Here is a 17,300-nt window from a genome sequence, read left to right on the forward strand (position 1 = left end):
GTGGCGGGGTTCGGTTGGGGGCGGTTGGGCGGGTGGGGGTGGGGCGTGCCGCCTTGCTAACGGGGTGTTCGGCGCGGCGGAACGCGCCTGTCCGGCCTGAAACCGCCCACAACCGAAGGGGTGGCGGCTGATGCGGCCGCAAAACACGGCCAAACCGCCCACAACGCTGCGTTTGACGCGGCGTTGTGGGCGCCGTGCTTACGAAAGCTTGCCGCCCAGCTCCTTTGCCGCTGCGGCCTTATCGAAGTTGCCGCCGGTGCGCTTTGTGAGCTCGCCCATCACGCGGCCCATCTCCTTCTTCGTGGTAGCGCCGGTTTCTGCCAGCACGGTGTCGATGAGCGCGGACAGCTGCTCGCCGGACAGCTGCTGGGGCAGCAGCTCTTCAAGCATCTGAACCTGCGCGGCCAGCGTGTCGGTGCGCTCCTGGTTGTTGCCGGCTTTGATGGAGCCCTCCAGCGTTTCTTTCGTTTGCTTGATAACGCGCTTCGTCATGTCGTTGACGTCTTGTTCGGTGATTTCGCGGCGCTCGTTGACCTCGATGTTCTTGATTTCACCGTGCACTTGGCGAAGGATGGACAGGCGCACCTTGTCGTGCGCCTTCATGGCCTGCTTGATATGCTCTTTCAGCTCGTCGTATTGCATGTTTGCTCCTTGCGTGCGTATTGGGGCGCTTGTGGCGCCTTTATCTCGCTAGCTAGTATAACCCTGCGCGCAAGCGGGCGCGCTTCCGTTGCGCAGCCGCATTGCTACGGGTGCGCAACGGAATTATCGGGCGCGGCTGGCGTATGGTATAAAGGGCGTATGGATACTGAAACAACACTCAACGCATCGCCGGCGCCCACCTGCGGGGAGGGCTCGCCCGCGCCTGCTCACGCATGGACGCCGTCGCAGCTTAAGCCGCGCGATTTGCGCGAAGCGAAGGCGCGCCGCAACGAGCCGACGGCAACATCGGCCAACGAGCACAACAAGAAGCACAACGTGCGCGAATACACGCTGGGTGAGGAAATCGCCAATTCCGTGTCGCACGGCATCGGCGCGCTGCTGGCCATTGCCGCCATTCCCATTTTGGTGGTGAAGGCGGTCAGCCATGGCGGTGGAATCCTGCTGTTCGCCGCGCTGGTGTATTCGCTGACCATGCTGCTTGAGTACACCATGTCCACGCTGTATCACGCCATTGCGGTCGACAAGGCCAAGCGCGTGTTCAAGGTGCTCGACCATAGTTGCATCTATTTGTTCATTGCCGGTTCATATACGCCGTTTTGCCTGATCACGCTTGCGGATGCGGGCGGCGTGTGGCTGTGCGCGTTCGTGTGGGCGCTTGCCATTGCCGGCGTGGCGTGCGAGGCGTTCTGGGTGTTTCGCCCACGTTGGATTTCGGCGGTGCTGTACCTGGCCTTGGGCTGGGCTATCGTGTGGTATTTGCCGGCGCTTGTTTCCGCAATCCCTGCGGCAGGTTTGTGGCTGCTGGTCATCGGCGGCGTGTGCTATTCAATCGGGTGCATCTTCTACGTGCTGAAAAAGGTTCCGTACATGCACTCCATTTTCCATTTGTGGGTTGTGGCGGGAAGCGTGTTGCAATTCCTGGCGGTAGTTTTGTATGTCATGTAGTCTGTCTCTTTAAGGAAAAGGACGAAAAGGGAAGCGGTTTAACCCATGAGCGGCAAAATCGAAGACGGCGACAGTAGCAAGCAAGGTTTGAAGGGCTTGTTCGGTTTTTTGGGCGCGCAAAAGCGCCAGACGCCCTCGGCGGAAGAGGAAATCAAGGATTTCGTTGCGGACAGCGATGAGCTGCTCGACGACGAAAAGCGCATGATTCACGAGATTTTGGATCTTGGCGACATGGACGCGGGCGAGATTATGACGCCGCGCGTCGATATGATCTTGGTCGAGGACACCGAAACCGTGCGGCAGGCGGTTGATCGCATGATGGGCACGGGCTATTCCCGCCTCCCGGTGTTTCACGAAGACATCGACCGCATCGTGGGCATCGTCCATTACAAGGATTTGGTGCCGCCGGTACTGGACGGCAAAGGCGACGATTTGGCGGTTGACTACGCGTTTGAGCCGCTGTTCATTCCGGAATCGAAAGACGTGTTCCCCCTGCTGACCGAGATGCAAACGAAACGGCAACAGATGGCCATCGTTGTTGACGAATACGGTGGCACTGATGGTTTAATTACCGTTGAGGACATCGTTGAGGAAATCGTGGGCGAAATCGTGGACGAAACGGATCGCGAGCGTCCCGTCATCAAGCAGGAAGGCCCCGACGCATGGCTGGTCGATGGGCGTTTCCCGGTGGAAGACGCCGTGGAAATGGGCTGGCCGCTTGCCGAGTCTGAGGACTACGAGACCATTGCCGGCTGGGTGCTTAGCATGCTGGACACCGTGCCGCAGACGGGCTACTCGTTCGAGAAAGATGGTTTCCGCTTCACGATTCATTCCATGCGTCGCCGCCGTATTTTGGCGGTGCGTGTTGAGCGCGTGGCGAATACGTGCGATGACCAGGAGAAACGAAACGGAGCAGGTCAGGAGGAGCGGTGACGGAGAGGCGCCATCTCTACCGGTCGCGCAATGCGCTGGTTGGCGGCGTGTGCGCCGGGATTGCGGAGCGGCTTGATGTCGACCCGGTTGTCACACGTATTTTCTTCGTGGCGTTTTCTGTGTTGACGCTGGGATTCGGGGGTTTTCTCTACCTGGCGTTGTGGGCGGTTTTACCGAAGGCTCCGAAGCGGGTGCGGCCCGTTGACGTTGAGCCGCAGCTTGTGCATTCCGATACGTTCGGCGTGGTGGACTGCCGCAGCGCGCGCGGTCGCAGCGCGGCGGCCGCGCGTTTGGCTCAGGCGCAGCCATACGTGAGCGCGGCGCACTTGCCGCCGACGCCGCCAAGTGCCGCGCGGCAGGGGGGCGCATTGTCTCCTGAGGTTGGCGAGCCTGGCGCATCGATGGACGTTGCGGGCGCCGAACAGCTTGCGGGTGGCAATCGGGAAAGCGTTACGGGTACCGCGCTTACACGGCCGTCGCTTTTGCGCATTTGCTTTGCGCTGTGCGCGGGGTGCTTGCTGGTGACGGTTGGCGTGTCCATTGCCGCTTCTGCTGCAATTCGCGAAATCGCCTGGTGGCAATGCTGGCCGCTGTTCTTTATTGTCCTGGGAATCGTGCGCATGGCGGTTCCTGCGCCGGGCAACGCAAGCGCCGCGGCGTTTCTGCTTGGCGTCACGCTTGCTTCGGCGGGCTTGCTGTTGCTCCCCATAAGCGTGGGGATTGTGGCGTGGGATTCGCTTGAAGCCATGACGGAAGGGCTGTGGCCGCTGCTGGTAGGCGCTGTGGCGCTGTTGGCGTTTGGGCTGCATGCGCGTTCGGTCACACCCGTGCTTGTCGCGACGCTGCTGGTGGTGATGTTCTGCGTGTTGGGGCTGCTGCTGTATGCCGAACCGGGTACGTTGCGCACGGTGACATTGGTGACGCCGCTTGGTCGCGAATACCAGGTGTTCCTGCCGTTCACGTTGTTCCGATGAGCGATTCTTGCACGAAATTGCGCCCACCGCTGCAGTTTTTGTAACGTCCGTTCGCCGGAGCCGTGGATTTCTGGGCCGATTTCGCTGGCTGCAAATCTCAAGCACTCACCTGGGAAAATGCTGAAGCGCCATTTGTCAATCGAACAAATAGTGGAGGGCATCTCCACATAATTTGGCTCTGACGAGGGGCTTCGGTAAAATATGCCTGTCAAAAACAGCATAACGCCCTTCATGACAGCAATCCATTTCACAACGTAACACGCTGTCGCCGCTTCGGCGGTCTGGGGTCGTGCGCTGTGATCGAAAGGTATTGTTTGAAGAAACGAAATGCACATCCGAAAACAGGGTTGGCGCTGAAAGTCGCCGGCCTTGCTTGCGCTTCGTGCGTGCTTGCCGGTTGCCTTGGCGTGGGGTTCGCCACCGCCGCAAACGGCGTTTCCCATGACATGCAAACGTTCGGCATCAGCGAAACCGGCACGCAAGCCGGCGCTTCCGGCTCGGCCGAATCGCTTTCCGACAAGGCTAACGACGCATCTGCTACGGCAACGTCGCGCCTGGCCACGGCCAGCACGCGCAACATCTCCAAGGGCGTTGCGGCCATTGAAGCCGAGGAAGAAGCTGCCCGCCGCGCTGCCGAGGAGGCCGTGCGCATTGAGGACCAGGCGCACACCGATGCTGCCCTGGCGAATCGCGCAGCGCAGCTTTCGCGCGATCCGGGCGCGGGCCTGACAGGGCTTTCCGAGGTTGACTGGAACGTCAGCAAAGTCGATTTTGTCAGCGAATGGAGCCAGCGCATCGACAATTACCTGGCAGGCAGCCCGCTTGCCGGTTATGGCGCAACGTTCGCGGAAGCCGCCTGGGAAAACGGCGTTGACCCGCGTTTTTCGCCGGCCATTTCCAACACGGAATCCACGAAGGGTCTGAACTGCTTCCGCAGCCACAACGCGTGGGGTTGGATGGGCAACACGTCGTGGGGCAGCTGGGACGAATCCATCAACGCACACGTGCAGGGCTTGGCGAAGGGTTACGGGTACACCATTTCCCTGGCCAACGCGAACAAGTACTGTCCGCCAACATATGAGGACTGGTACGCGAAAACGCTCGCGCAAATGGAACTGATTTAGCGAAAGGCGGCTTGCGGGCCGCCTTTCTTGCTGTTAGGCGCGCCTTGTCTTTTGCGCTATTCTGTTGCGTGGACGTAAGGAAGGATGATGCATGAGCAACGTTATTGTGGTGGGATGCGGCCGCGTGGGCTCGCAGCTTGCCAACATGCTGTCCGATAACGGCAGCAACGTGTGCGTGATCGACCGCAACGTGGACGCGTTCGCCAACCTGGGGCGCAACTTCAACGGCTCGACCATTCAAGGCGTGGGCTTCGACGAGGAAACGCTGGAGAAGGCGGGCATCGAAGACTGCACCGTTCTCGCGGCGGTGACGCAGCTGGACAATACGAACCTCATGTGCTGCGAGGTGGCAAGCCGCCTGTTCGACGTTCCGCACGTTATTGCGCGTCTGTACAACCCCGACCACGAGCGCGCGTACATGCAGCTGGGCATCGACTATGTGTGTGGCACGTCGCTGGTGGCAGAAGACGTGTTCAGCAAGGTGGTTTCGGGCCACGGGGCGCACCTGGACACGTTCGGAGAATTCGAGGTGCTGCGCTTTTCGCTGAATCTCAGCTGGATGGAGAAGAGCACCATTCGCGTGTCCGAGCTTGAGCGCGATCACGACATTCGCATCGTGGCGTTCGAGCGCGGCGATGGCAGCGCAAGTTCCATTCCCACCAGGGAATCTATTCTTTACAACGGCGATTCGGTGCTGGCGTGCGTGCGGCACGAGCTGATCGAGTCGTTCTCGAAATACATTCAGGATTAGGGGCGCACAATGTACGTGGTGATTGCCGGCGGCGGCAAGATTGGCGAATATCTGGCGAACGTGCTGCTGCAAAGCGGCAACGATGTGACCATCATCGAGGAGGACCTGGACACGGCTGACCGCTTGTCGGTGGTGCTGCAGGGTCGCTACCTGGTCATTCACGGCGACGGGTGCGATTCGAAGTTCCAGGAAGACGCGGGCATTCGCCGCGCGGACGTGTTTGTGGCCACCACGGGCCAGGACGATGACAACCTGGTGTCGTGCGAAATTGCGCAGCGTGTGTTCAACGTGCCGCGCTGTATTGCGCGCGTGAACAGTCCGAAGAACCTGCGCATTTTCCACGAGGTGGGCATCGAGTGCGTGTCGTCTACCACGCTGATTGCGAACCTGATCGAAGAGGAAACGCTTTTGGGCAGCGTGTCGGTTGCTTCGTCGCTGACGCACGGCAACGTGATGCTGACGGAAGTGGTGGTGCCGCGCATGCGTCATCATTCCAACGACGCCGGCGTGCTGGCGTCGGCCATTCCCATGCCGCCCGACAGCCTGATTGCGGCCGTTGCCTCGCACGATAACGTCGAGGTGACGAACGAGGACACGGTGCTGTTCCCCGGCGACAAGGCCATCGTGGTGGCCGACAACGAAGCCATCGATGAGGTTCGCGCCGTGTTCAAGACGCTGTAGACAACAAGGCGGCGAAGGGATTGGGGCAGATGCCGCCAAAGGCAGGCTCGGGAAGTGTGGCTTTCTTGGCGATGGCATGCGCTCCGGCGTCCGCGATACCTGGCAACTCGGACTAGCGAAGCAAAAAAAGGGAGCCAAACGGCTCCCTTCTTTTTTGGCGCGTAACTTGTGGTCTGCGCTTAGCGCGGCGTGTTCGCCAGCTCGTCAAGCGCTTCTTGCGGCGTGTACTCGCACGTGCCGTCGCCCAGTTTCACCACATCGATGCTGTCGCCGGCCTTCACCTGACCCGTGGTCAGCGCCACGAAGAAGATGCCCTCGCGCGGGAAGATGCAGTCGCCGGCCAGGTAGTAGATGGCGCACTTTTGGTGGCACACCTTGCCCTGCTGGGACAGCTCCAGCAGCACGTCGTCGCCGATTTTGATTTGCGTGCCCAGCGGCAGCGCCATAAGGTTGATGCCTTCGGTGGTGATGTTCTCGGCGAAGTCGCCTTCCTTCACGTCAAGGCCGCGGGCCTGGGCTTTCGCGATGGATTCCCAAGCAAGCAGCGAAACCTGGCGGTGCCATTCGCCGGCGTGCGCGTCCTCGGCCACGCCATGATGCGCTTCGATGGTAACCGGGCCGTCGACCACGGTTTTGCGCGTGCCCTTGCGCTTGGAAACGCATACGGCGCGCACGGCGCCGTGCGTGGTGCTTTCGGCGTCAGGGCCTTCCATGCGGCCCTTTTCCACAATGTTGACCTGGCCGTTTGCCGCTTGGCGCGCGGCGCAATCCGCTTCGCAGGCAGCGCAAGCGTTCGGCTGCTGCATATTCTCGTCGCAGTTCTGCGTCATAAGTCCCCCAATAAACCTAGTGAGTAGCTAGGGGCATACTAGCATACCCGCGCATAAATCGGCGAAGGTGCATGCCGAATCCGCGAATGGATGATCGTGGTCGAAGAGGCCATCCCGGGCAACGCGCGAGCGCTGCTGCGTGCGTAAACCATCTGCAGAAACGCCTGGTACATGCCGCTGCGCAAGGCGCCTGCGGTATTATGGCCCTATCCACTAGCAAGCGCGAAAGGGGTCGTTGTGATCAACCGCTACACGCGCCCGGCCATGGGCGCCATCTGGGAGCTTCAGAACAAGTTCTCCATCTGGAAGGAAATCGAGGTGCTGGCGTGCGAAGCGCAGGCCGAGCTGGGTCAGGCCGGCATCACGAAGGAGGAGGCGCAGTGGATTCGCGACCACGCCGACTTCACGGTTGAGCGCATCGACGAGATCGAGCAGGTGACGAACCACGACGTCATCGCCTTCACCACGTGCATGGCCGAGTACATCGACGCCGACGTTCCCGAGGGCAAGGAGAAGCCCAGCCGCTGGGTGCATTACGGCATGACGTCGTCCGACCTGGGCGACACCGCGCTGTCGTACCAGATCACGCAGGCAATCGACATTATCCTGGACGACGTGAAGCAACTGGGCGAAACGTGCAAGCGCCGCGCGTTCGAGTTCCAGAACACGCTGTGCGTGGGCCGTACGCACGGCATCCACGCCGAGCCCATGACGTTCGGCATGAAGTTCGGTAGCTGGGCATGGGCGCTCAAGCGCGCGCAAACGCGCCTGGAGCAGGCCCGCGAGGTTGCCGCAACCGGCGCCATCTCCGGCGCGGTGGGCACGTACTCCAGCATCGACCCCTACGTTGAGCAGTACGTGTGCGAGAAGCTGGGCCTCACGCCCGACCCGCTGTCCACTCAGGTGCTGGCGCGCGACCGCCACGCCCAGGTCATGTGCGCGCTTGCTTGCGCCGCGGCCACGCTGGAATCCATTGCCATGCAGGTGCGCCTGCTGCAGCAAACCGACGTCATCGAGGCGGAAGAGCCGTTCAAGAAGGGCCAGAAGGGCTCGTCGGCCATGCCTCACAAGCGCAACCCCATCACGGCCGAGCGCGTGTGCGGCCTTGCGCGTTGCGTGAAGGCGAATGCCCAGGTAGCGCTTGACAACGTGGCGCTGTGGTTCGAGCGCGACATCAGCCATTCCGGCACGGAGCGCGTGGCGTTGGCCGACAGCTTCATCGCGCTCGACTACATGTTCGGCAAGATGCAGTGGATGCTGGACGGGCTGCAAACGTATCCGGCGAAGATGGAGCACAACGTGTGGCGCACGAAGGGCCTCATCTTCTCCAGCAAGGTGCTGCTGGCCCTGGTGAACACGGGCATCACGCGCGAGGATGCCTACGTTATCGTGCAGCGCAACGCCATGGCGGTGTGGGAGGATATCCAGAACGCCGTGGACGGTCCGACGTATCGTGAGCGCCTGGAGGCCGACCCCGAGGCGAAGCTGTCGAAGGAAACGCTCGACGAGATTTTCGACCCGTGGGATTTCCTCACGCGCAAGGACGAAGTGTTCAAGCGCCTGGAGGGCCTGGAGTTCTAACTGTTTCGTCGGCCTGCCGGCCGACGAATTTGCTCGACGCTGTGGAGCCCGATGGCACCCGGCCTTGCCCGTTGTACAGCACGCTGCGCGTACCGAAGTACGCTTGGTGCTGCGGCGAGGCAATTCCGGGCACCCTCGGGCTCCTCGCTGACGTTGACGGGCTTGGGATTTGTTCCAAGGAGATGCGTAAACGAATAAAGCCCCCGCAATTGCAGGGGCTTTTTGCTGCCGGTGTTTGCGTAGGTTAGGCGCGCAGGAAGGCTTCGTAGCCGCGTTCGGCTTCGTAGATGTCGGCCTTGCTGGTGGCTTCCCAGGGGCTGTGCATGGAAAGCACGGCCACGCCCGAATCGATGACGTCCATGCCGTACTTCGCGGGGATGTACGCGATGGTTCCGCCGCCGCCAGCGTCGACTTTGCCCAGCTCGCAGGTTTGGAACTGCACGCCGGCGTCGTCCATGATCTTGCGGATGCGGGCCATGTACTCGGCGCGGGCGTCGTTGCTGCCTGACTTGCCGCGCGCGCCGGTGTACTTGTTGAACACCAGGCCGCGGCCCAGGTAAGCGCTGTTCTTCGGCTCGAATACGCTGGCGTAGGCCGGGTCAAGCCCGGCGGACACGTCGGAGGACAGCATGGCGGAAGCGGCCAGCGCGCGGCGCAGCGGCAGCATGCCGCCCTCGCCGGCAAGCTCCATGATCTCGGCGATGGTGTTCTCGAAGAACTGCGACGCCATGCCGGTGGCGCCCACGCTGCCGATCTCTTCCTTGTCCACTAGCACGCACACGCCCGTGCGGTCGAGCTCGTCGCCGGCAACGGCCAGCTGCGCCACCAGCGACGTGTAGGCGCACACACTGTCGTCCTGGCCGTAGCCAAGCACCATGGAGCGGTCGAAGCCCAGGTCACGGGCGCGTCCAGCGGGCACCACTTCAAGCTCGGCGGACAGGAAGTCCTCTTCCTCGATGCCGTACTTCTCGTTGAGCAGCTTGAGCGCGAACGCCTTCACCGGCTCCTTCTGCTCCTCGGGCTCGCCTTCGTCGTTGCGCACTACCAGCGGGCGGTTGCCTACCAGGATGTCGAGCGCTTCGCCTTCCACAACCTCGTTGGCCTTCTTGCCCATCTGCTGATTCGCCAGGTGAATGAGCAGGTCGGACACGCAGAACACGGGGTCTTCCGGGTCTTCGCCGATTTTCACGTCCACAACGCTGCCGTCCTTCTTCGCCACCACGCCGTGCAGCGCCAGCGGGATGGTGACCCACTGATAGTGCTTGATGCCGCCGTAATAGTGCGTGTCCAGGAAGGCGAAATCGTTGGACTCGTACAGCGGGTTCTGCTTCACGTCCAGGCGCGGGCTGTCGATGTGCGCGCCCAGGATGTTCATGCCCTCGGTGAGCGGGCGGGCGCCCAGCTGTACCAAAATGACGGCCTTGCCGCGCATGGTTGCCCACACCTTGTCGCCTGGAACAAGCTTGCGACCTGCAGCGATAGCGTCGTCCAGGCTTTCGTAGCCCGCGGCCTCGGCGCTGCGGATGGCCGCAGCGGCAAACTCGCGCTCGGTTTTGTTCTCGGAAATGAAATCGATGTAGCTTGCACCAAGCTGCTCAAGCTCGGCAAGCTGGTCTTCGTCGTAGCGTTTCCACGCCGACTCGCGTTCCATACACGCTCCTCACGTTCGGGATTGTCGTTCGCAGATGATACTACGCCAACCGCTCCCGCCGCGCCAGCGCGTGACGGGGCGGTGGTTGTTCGGATACCTGAAGGTTACAGATTCCACGTATTTGGCGAAGGTGGGGACTGGAAGCTGGACGCTGGGGGGATAATCGGGAAGATTATCAGCCTAAAAACGGCCTTGCGCGATGCGCCTTGCAGCGCGCGCCGGCTAAGGGAAGCTCAACTTCGAAAGGCGCTTCATGCTGCAACTGATAGACGTGTGCAAGTCCTATACGGTGGCGGACTTCACGCAAACGGCGCTCGACCACGTGTCGGTGGCGTTTCGCGACAACGAGTTCGTGGCCGTGCTTGGCCCGTCGGGCTCGGGCAAGACCACCATGCTCAATATCATCGGCGGCCTTGACCATTACGACAGCGGTAACTTGCTTGTCGACGGCGTGTCCACGCGCGAGTACAAGGACCGTGACTGGGATACGTACCGCAACAACCGCATCGGCTTCGTGTTCCAGGCATATAACCTTATTCCGCACCAAACCATTTTGGAGAACGTTGAGCTGGCGTTGACGCTGTCTGGCGTTTCGCGCGGCGAGCGCCGTCAGCGTGCCGTCGAGGCGTTGGGCCGCGTGGGCTTGGGCGATCACATCAACAAGAAGCCTAGCCAGCTTTCCGGTGGTCAGATGCAGCGCGTGGCCATTGCCCGCGCGCTTATCAACGACCCGGAAATCCTGCTGGCCGACGAACCTACCGGCGCGCTGGACTCCAAAACCAGCGTGCAGATTATGGATCTGCTGACCGAAATTGCCAACGACCGCCTGGTCATCATGGTCACGCACAACCCTGAACTGGCCGAACAGTATGCCACGCGCATCGTCACGTTGGCAGACGGCGTCATCCGCAACGACACGCGCCCATTCGACCCTGCCGCCGAAAACGAGCCGCGCCGCGAGGCCAAACAAGCGCGCCGTACCAGCATGTCGTTTTTGACGGCTCTGTCGCTGTCGTTCAAGAACCTGCTGACGAAGAAGGGCCGCACGCTTATGACGGCCTTTGCCGGCAGCATCGGCATCATCGGCATCGCCGCCATCTTGTCGCTGGCCAACGGCGTGAACAACTATATCGCCAATGTCGAAGAGAACACGCTTTCCGAATACCCGCTGCAAATCCAGGACCAGGGCTTCGACATGACCAGCATGATGGGGCTTGGCGCCGACGGGTCGGGCGATTCGACGGATGCGTCCTCGGGCAGCCAGTCATTCGACGGCGGCGCCTCCAGCAAGCCCGTGCACGAGTCGAAGATGATCGCGAACACGTTCGACAGCATTGGCAGCAACGACCTGGCGTCTCTGAAGGAATATTTCGACTCGGGCGAATCCGACCTCGACCAGTACGTCAGCTCCATCGAATACGGATACAACGTCACGCCGCAGATTTTCGGTCCTGACACGTCCGATGGCGTGCGACAGGTCAATCCCGACAAGTCGTTCAGTAGCATCGGCTTGGGCGCCGGCACGGCATCGAACGGCATCATGTCGTCGATGATGAGCACGAACGTTTTCTACGAGCTGCCGAACAACATGAACATGGTTGAAGGCCAGTACGACGTCGTGGCTGGTCATTGGCCCGAAAAGTACAACGATATCGTGCTGGTGCTCACGCCGAACGGCAATGTCAGCGACTTCATGCTGTATTCTATGGGCCTGCGCGACCATGCCGAGCTTGACGATATGGTGCGCGCCTTCGCAAACGAAGAAGAGGTGGATGCGCCTTCCGACACGCTGTCGTTTACGTACGACGACCTCATGAACGTGGAGTTCAAGCTGGTAAACGCCACGGGCTTCTACCAGTACGATGACGAGTACGGCGTGTGGAAGGACAAGTCGGGCGATTCCGACTACATGAAGGGGCTTGTTGACGGCGGCGACACCTTGAAGATTGCCGGCGTGGTCAAGCCGAAGGAAGACGCGCGGATCACGTCGCTGAAGGTGGGCCTGTATTACCCGACAAGCCTGGTGAACCACCTCATCGACCAGGCAAACGACACGCAAATCGTGAAGGATCAAATCGCGAATCCGTCGAAGAACGTCATTACGGGCAAGTCGTTCGCTGAAGAAGAGGACGAGGCGAAAGACGGCAACCAGCTTGATATGTCCAGCTTGTTTACCATCGACGGCGAGAAGTTGCAAAGCGCGTTCACATTTGATGAAAGCGCGTTGACGTCGGGCCTGGAGGGGGCTGATCTGTCCAGTAGTTTGGACCTCTCTGGCATGAATCTTGACCTGTCGAACATGCCTGCGTTCGATGCGTCGTCCATCAGCATTGACCCGTCTGCCATTGACCTGAGCAGCATGAATCTAGACTTTAGCGGGTTGGACATTAACCTCGACGGCGCGCAGCCTACCATCAAAACCGATACGCTTACTCAGGGCGTCATGGCGGTGGTGCAGGGGTATCCCGCATGGCTTACCGGCCAGCTGCCCGAGCATCCTGAGTACGCGACGGATCAAAACGCCGCCATTGCCGCCTACCTTGCCGACCCCACCACGCAAGCGGCTATGCAAGCCGCCATTGCCGGTTCTATCGATTTCAGCGGCATGACCGACCAGATTAAGCAGCAGCTGCAGACGCAAATCGGCCAGCAGCTGCAGCAACAATTGCTGCCGGCGCTGACGCAGGCCATCTCGCAGCAGCTGCAAACGCAGCTGGCAAGCGCGGTCACCCAGTACATGCAAACGGCTATGACCCAGGTGATGACCCAGTTCAGTGGAGCAATCCAGCAGCAAGTCTCCAGCGCCATGAGTGGCTACATGTCCACGCTTTCCGCGAACATGTCCAACGCCATGGGCATCGATGAATCGACGTTTGCCGATGCGTTCCAGATGAACATGGACGAAAACGACTTGGCCGAGCTCATGGCCAGCCTTATGTCCACGGAAACCAGCAGCTATGACAACAATATGAAGAAGTTCGGCTGGGCCGATTACGCGAAGCCTGCCAGCATCGATATCTATCCGAAGGACTTCGATAGCAAGCAAAGCGTCATCGACATTCTTGACGGCTACAACGATCGCATGAAGGCCGACGGCGATGACGCAAAGGTGGTCAGCTATACCGACATCGTTGGCGCGCTTATGAGTTCGGTCACCACCATCGTGAACATGATTAGCTACGTGCTGGTGGCGTTCGTGGCCATCTCGCTGGTGGTCAGCTCCATCATGATCGGCGTCATCACGTACATCAGCGTGCTTGAGCGCAAAAAAGAAATCGGCATTCTACGCTCCATCGGCGCCAGCAAGGGCGATATCGGCCGCGTATTCAACGCCGAAACCATTATTGTGGGCTTTACGGCGGGCGTCATTGGCATCGGCCTGACCGCGTTGGGATGCATTCCGGCGAACGCCATCGTGTATTCTCTGTTCAACGTAGAGAACGTGGCTATCTTGCCGTGGCAGGCGGCCATTGTGCTTGTTGCCATCAGCATGTTCCTGACGTTCTTGGCGGGCCTGATTCCCTCAAGTGCGGCAAGCCGCAAGGACCCGGTGGAGGCGCTTCGCTCCGAATAGGGGGCTCGGTAGATTCGGAACATCGCGGCGAAGGTACGTCTCCGCTGCGATGTCCGCTGCTGCCGGCACAGTGCGAAATTTGTCGCGGCGCGCGGCCGAAGCGCCCGCCCTGTCGGCGGCGGCAACGGTTTTCTCCCCGTCACGTCGCTAGCAGCTTTCGTGCGTTTCCGCTACACTGCAAGGGTTGATTGTGCGCGCCCGGCGTTTCGCAAGAACGCCGGGCGCTTTTTGTGCATACCGTTCATCGCGCGGTTTGGAGGGCGAATGGAACGCGAAAAATTCGGAAGCCGCCTGGGCTTCATTCTGGTAAGCGCCGGTTGCGCCATCGGTTTGGGCAACGTGTGGCGCTTCCCCTACATCACCGGCGAGTACGGCGGCGCGGCGTTCGTGCTGATGTACCTGGTGTTTTTGGCCATTTTCGCCTTGCCGGCGCTCATCATGGAGTTCGCCGCCGGGCGCGCCAGCCAGCGCTCCATCGCGCGCAGCTACAACGAGCTGGAACCCGCGGGCACGAAATGGCATGCGTTCAAGTGGCTTGCGCTTGCGGGCAACTACCTGCTCATGATGTTCTACACCACGGTGGGCGGCTGGATGCTAGCGTTCGTGGTGAAAAGCGCCACGGGCGAATTCGTGGGGCTTGAAAGCTCCCAGGTGGCCGACGTGTTCAACGGCCTTTTGGCCGACCCGGTGCAGTTGACGGTGTACATGCTCATCATCGTGGGCGTGGGCGTGGGCGTTACCCGCGCGGGTGTGCAGAAGGGCGTCGAGCGCGTGACGAAGGTCATGATGATGGCGCTGTTCGTGGTGCTGCTAGCCTTATGCGTGCGCGCGGTCACGCTGCCGGGCGCTGCTGATGGCCTGCGGTTTTACCTCATGCCCGATTTCGGCAAGATGCTCGCCGGCGATACGCTTGCCCAGCAGCTGGCAACGTTCGGCGACGCGGTATACGCGGCCATGGGCCAGGCGTTCTTCACCGTGTCGGTAGGCATGGGCGGCATGTCCATTTTCGGTAGCTACATTGGCAAGGACCATACGCTCACTGGCGAAGCTGTGCGCGTGGCGGGGCTCGATACGCTAGTGGCTCTGATGGCGGGCCTGGTTATCTTCCCGTCGTGCTTCGCGTTCGGCGTGGAGCCGGGTTCGGGCCCGGGCCTAGTGTTCATCACGCTGCCCAGCGTGTTCAACGAGATGCCGCTTGGCCAGCTGTGGGCGGTGCTGTTCTTCGTGTTCATGACGTTTGCGGCCCTGTCTACCGTCATTGCCGTGTTCGAGAACATCATGAGTTTCACCATGGACCAGTGGGGCACGCCGCGCAAGAAAGCGTGCCTGGTCAACGGTGTGTTGCTGGCGGTGCTCAGCCTTCCGTGCGTGCTGGGATTCAACGTGCTTGCGGGCGTTAGCGTTCCGGGCATCGGCGACATCCAGGCTATCGAGGACTTCCTTGTGTCGAACAACATCCTGCCGTGGGGCGGCTTGCTGCTGGTGTTGTTCTGCACACGCAAAAACGGCTGGGGCTGGGAAAACTTCCTGGCCGAAGCCGATACGGGCAGCGGCTTGAAGTTCCCGCGCTGGGCGCGCGGCTACGTGTCGTACGTCATTCCCGTTGGTATGCTTATCGTGTTCGCACTGGGCTATGCGCCCATCGTGGCGAAATGGGTGGGGCTCGGATAGCTTTGCGTTTGCGGCGGGCTACCTCGCTTTTCGCGTGCTGTTAGGGCGTTTCGCCCTCTGCGAAAGCCGCTTCACCGACGCGTGGCCTAGCTACGCTCGGCGCGGCCGCTAAATCCAAACGTTCGCGATGCTGCTGGCTTGGTGCCGGCGGCATCGCGCGTTTTCGGGCGCGTTGTCCGTGACTTTCTTCACAATCGCCGCTATTTGCCGTTCCGTTCTCGCAATCGGCCGCTTCGCGTGACTATAATATCTAGCAACAAATTTCCGTTGCGAGAAAAGGAGCCCTCTCCCATGGCTTATTACTACGACGAGCCGTCACGTACGTTCAACGAGTATCTTCTGGTACCTGGTCATACGCCTGCAACGTGCATACCGGCGTCGGTGAGCCTGAAAACCCCGCTGGTCAAGTACCGCAAGGGCCAGGAAGAGTGCCCGCTTACGCTGAACATCCCCATGGTCAGCGCCATCATGGCCGCCGTTTCCGACGACAATATGGCCGTTGCCCTGGCAACCGAGGGCGGCCTTAGCTTCATTTACGGCAACCAAACCATCGAGCAGGAAGCTGCCATGGTTGCGCGCGTGAAGAACTACAAGGCTGGCTTTGTGGAGTCCGACGCGAACCTGTCGCCCGATATGACGCTGAACCAGGTTGTGGAGCTGAAGGAGGCCACGGGCCATTCCACCATGCCCGTCACTGACGATGGCTCTGCGCATGGCAAGCTGCTGGGCGTGGTGACCGAGCGCGATTACCGCCTGTCCCGCATGACCGGTGAGGAAAAGGTCGCCGAGTTCATGACGCCGCTGGAGAAGCTGGTCACCGCTTCTGCGGACACGTCGCTCAAGGAAGCCAACGACATCATCTGGGATCACAAGCTGAATTCCCTGCCGCTGGTGGACGCCGAGGGCAAGCTGGCCTATATGGTGTTCCGCAAGGACTACGACAACCATAAGTCCAACCCTAACGAGATGCTTGACGGCCACAAGCGCTACATGGTGGGCGCCGGTATCAACTCCCGCGACTACGCCGAGCGCGTTCCCGCCCTGGTGGAAGCCGGTGCGGACGTGCTGTGCATCGACAGCTCCGAGGGCTATTCCGACTGGCAGAAGATGACCATCGAGTGGGTGCGCGAGCACTACGGCGACTCCGTGAAGATCGGTGCCGGCAACGTAGTTGACGGCGAAGGCTTCCGCTTCTTGGCCGAGGCGGGCGCGGACTTCGTGAAGATCGGCATCGGCAGCGGTTCCATCTGCATCACGCGCGAGACGAAGGGCATCGGCCGCGGTCAGGCTACGGCCACCATCGAGGTTGCCAAGGCCCGCGACGAGTACTTCAAGGAGACCGGCATCTACGTGCCCATCTGCTCCGACGGCGGCATCGTCTACGACCACCATATCTCGCTGGCGCTGGCCATGGGCGCCGACTTCGTCATGCTGGGCCGTTATTTCGCCCGTTTCGACGAGTCCCCGTCGGCCAAGGTCATGGTCAACGGCACGTACATGAAGGAATACTGGGGCGAAGGTTCCGCCCGCGCCCGTAACTGGGGTCGTTACGACCTGGGCGGCAAGAAGTCGCTCAGCTTCGAAGAGGGAGTGGACAGCTACGTGCCCTACGCCGGCCCGCTTAAGGACAGCATTGCGGTGACGCTGCTGAAGATCAAGTCCACCATGTGCAATTGCGGCGCGCTTACCATTCCCGAGTTCCAGGACAAGGCGAAGCTGACGGTTATCAGCTCCACGTCCATCGTCGAGGGCGGCGCGCACGACGTCCTGCTCAAGGACAAGGCGCCCTACGCCTCCAACATGCGCTAATTGGTTTCGCCGGCCTGCCGGCCGGCGGACTGGCTCGACGCTGTGGGCCTCGAGGTTCCGTTTGCCTAACGGCAAACGGACTGACTCGACGCTGTGGGCCGCTGTGGCGCCCG

The 17,300-nt window shown here is 61.0% G+C and carries 13 protein-coding genes; 10 read left to right on the forward strand and 3 right to left on the reverse strand.

The features are described from left to right. Positions 1–198 precede the first annotated feature (198 nt). The gene (locus ACWI6D_RS07465; RefSeq protein ID WP_129423783.1) at positions 199–642 is read right to left on the reverse strand and encodes a GatB/YqeY domain-containing protein; all 444 of its coding nucleotides are present in this window, start codon (positions 640–642) and stop codon (positions 199–201) included. A 159-nt stretch (positions 643–801) separates the two neighbouring features. Here ACWI6D_RS07465 and trhA point away from each other — a divergent pair, with 159 nt between their 5' ends. From trhA to ACWI6D_RS07495, 6 genes are all read left to right on the forward strand, one after another. Next, complete coding sequence (gene trhA, locus ACWI6D_RS07470) at positions 802–1,608, forward strand: PAQR family membrane homeostasis protein TrhA (protein ID WP_288285176.1); 807 nt, start codon at positions 802–804, stop codon at positions 1,606–1,608. Between the two features lie 45 nt (positions 1,609–1,653). Continuing rightward, positions 1,654–2,541, forward strand: coding sequence for a hemolysin family protein (locus ACWI6D_RS07475; protein WP_288285175.1), 888 nt, complete (start codon positions 1,654–1,656; stop codon positions 2,539–2,541). After that, positions 2,538–3,515: a PspC domain-containing protein gene (locus tag ACWI6D_RS07480; protein WP_449134229.1), complete on the forward strand. Its 978-nt coding sequence runs from the start codon at positions 2,538–2,540 to the stop codon at positions 3,513–3,515. Before ACWI6D_RS07475 ends, ACWI6D_RS07480 begins: the two co-directional genes overlap by 4 nt. 314 nt (positions 3,516–3,829) lie before the next feature. Continuing rightward, positions 3,830–4,639 (forward strand): coiled-coil domain-containing protein, encoded by an 810-nt coding sequence (locus tag ACWI6D_RS07485; RefSeq protein ID WP_449134230.1) that lies wholly within the window; start codon positions 3,830–3,832, stop codon positions 4,637–4,639. Positions 4,640–4,730: 91 nt separating this feature from the next. Next, a complete protein-coding gene (locus ACWI6D_RS07490; RefSeq protein WP_129423793.1) occupies positions 4,731–5,390 on the forward strand; it encodes a potassium channel family protein in 660 nt (219 codons plus the stop codon). Between the two features lie 9 nt (positions 5,391–5,399). After that, positions 5,400–6,071, forward strand: coding sequence for a potassium channel family protein (locus ACWI6D_RS07495; RefSeq protein ID WP_288285172.1), 672 nt, complete (start codon positions 5,400–5,402; stop codon positions 6,069–6,071). 179 nt (positions 6,072–6,250) lie between these two features. Here ACWI6D_RS07495 and ACWI6D_RS07500 read toward each other — a convergent pair whose 3' ends face one another. After that, positions 6,251–6,901 carry an MOSC domain-containing protein gene (locus tag ACWI6D_RS07500; RefSeq protein ID WP_449134231.1) on the reverse strand — a complete coding sequence of 217 codons (651 nt, stop codon included), beginning with the start codon at positions 6,899–6,901 and terminating at the stop codon, positions 6,251–6,253. Positions 6,902–7,138: 237 nt separating this feature from the next. On the opposite strand from ACWI6D_RS07500, the gene purB reads away from it, so the two are divergent. After that, positions 7,139–8,482 (forward strand): adenylosuccinate lyase, encoded by a 1,344-nt coding sequence (gene purB, locus ACWI6D_RS07505; RefSeq protein WP_337368064.1) that lies wholly within the window; start codon positions 7,139–7,141, stop codon positions 8,480–8,482. Positions 8,483–8,726: 244 nt separating this feature from the next. Here the strand turns inward: purB and ACWI6D_RS07510 are convergent, their stop codons facing one another. Further along, a complete protein-coding gene (locus ACWI6D_RS07510) occupies positions 8,727–10,133 on the reverse strand; it encodes an aminopeptidase (RefSeq protein WP_302937602.1) in 1,407 nt (468 codons plus the stop codon). A 253-nt stretch (positions 10,134–10,386) separates the two neighbouring features. Here ACWI6D_RS07510 and ACWI6D_RS07515 point away from each other — a divergent pair, with 253 nt between their 5' ends. From ACWI6D_RS07515 to ACWI6D_RS07525, 3 genes are all read left to right on the forward strand, one after another. Next, entirely contained in the window at positions 10,387–13,707 is a 3,321-nt protein-coding gene (locus tag ACWI6D_RS07515) for an ABC transporter ATP-binding protein/permease (protein ID WP_449134232.1), read from the forward strand. A 264-nt stretch (positions 13,708–13,971) separates the two neighbouring features. After that, positions 13,972–15,378: a sodium-dependent transporter gene (locus ACWI6D_RS07520; protein ID WP_302937598.1), complete on the forward strand. Its 1,407-nt coding sequence runs from the start codon at positions 13,972–13,974 to the stop codon at positions 15,376–15,378. Between the two features lie 291 nt (positions 15,379–15,669). Further along, complete coding sequence (locus ACWI6D_RS07525; RefSeq protein WP_449134233.1) at positions 15,670–17,187, forward strand: IMP dehydrogenase; 1,518 nt, start codon at positions 15,670–15,672, stop codon at positions 17,185–17,187. The last annotated feature ends 113 nt before the right edge of the window (positions 17,188–17,300 follow it).

This window comes from Senegalimassilia sp. (genome assembly GCF_977052095.1).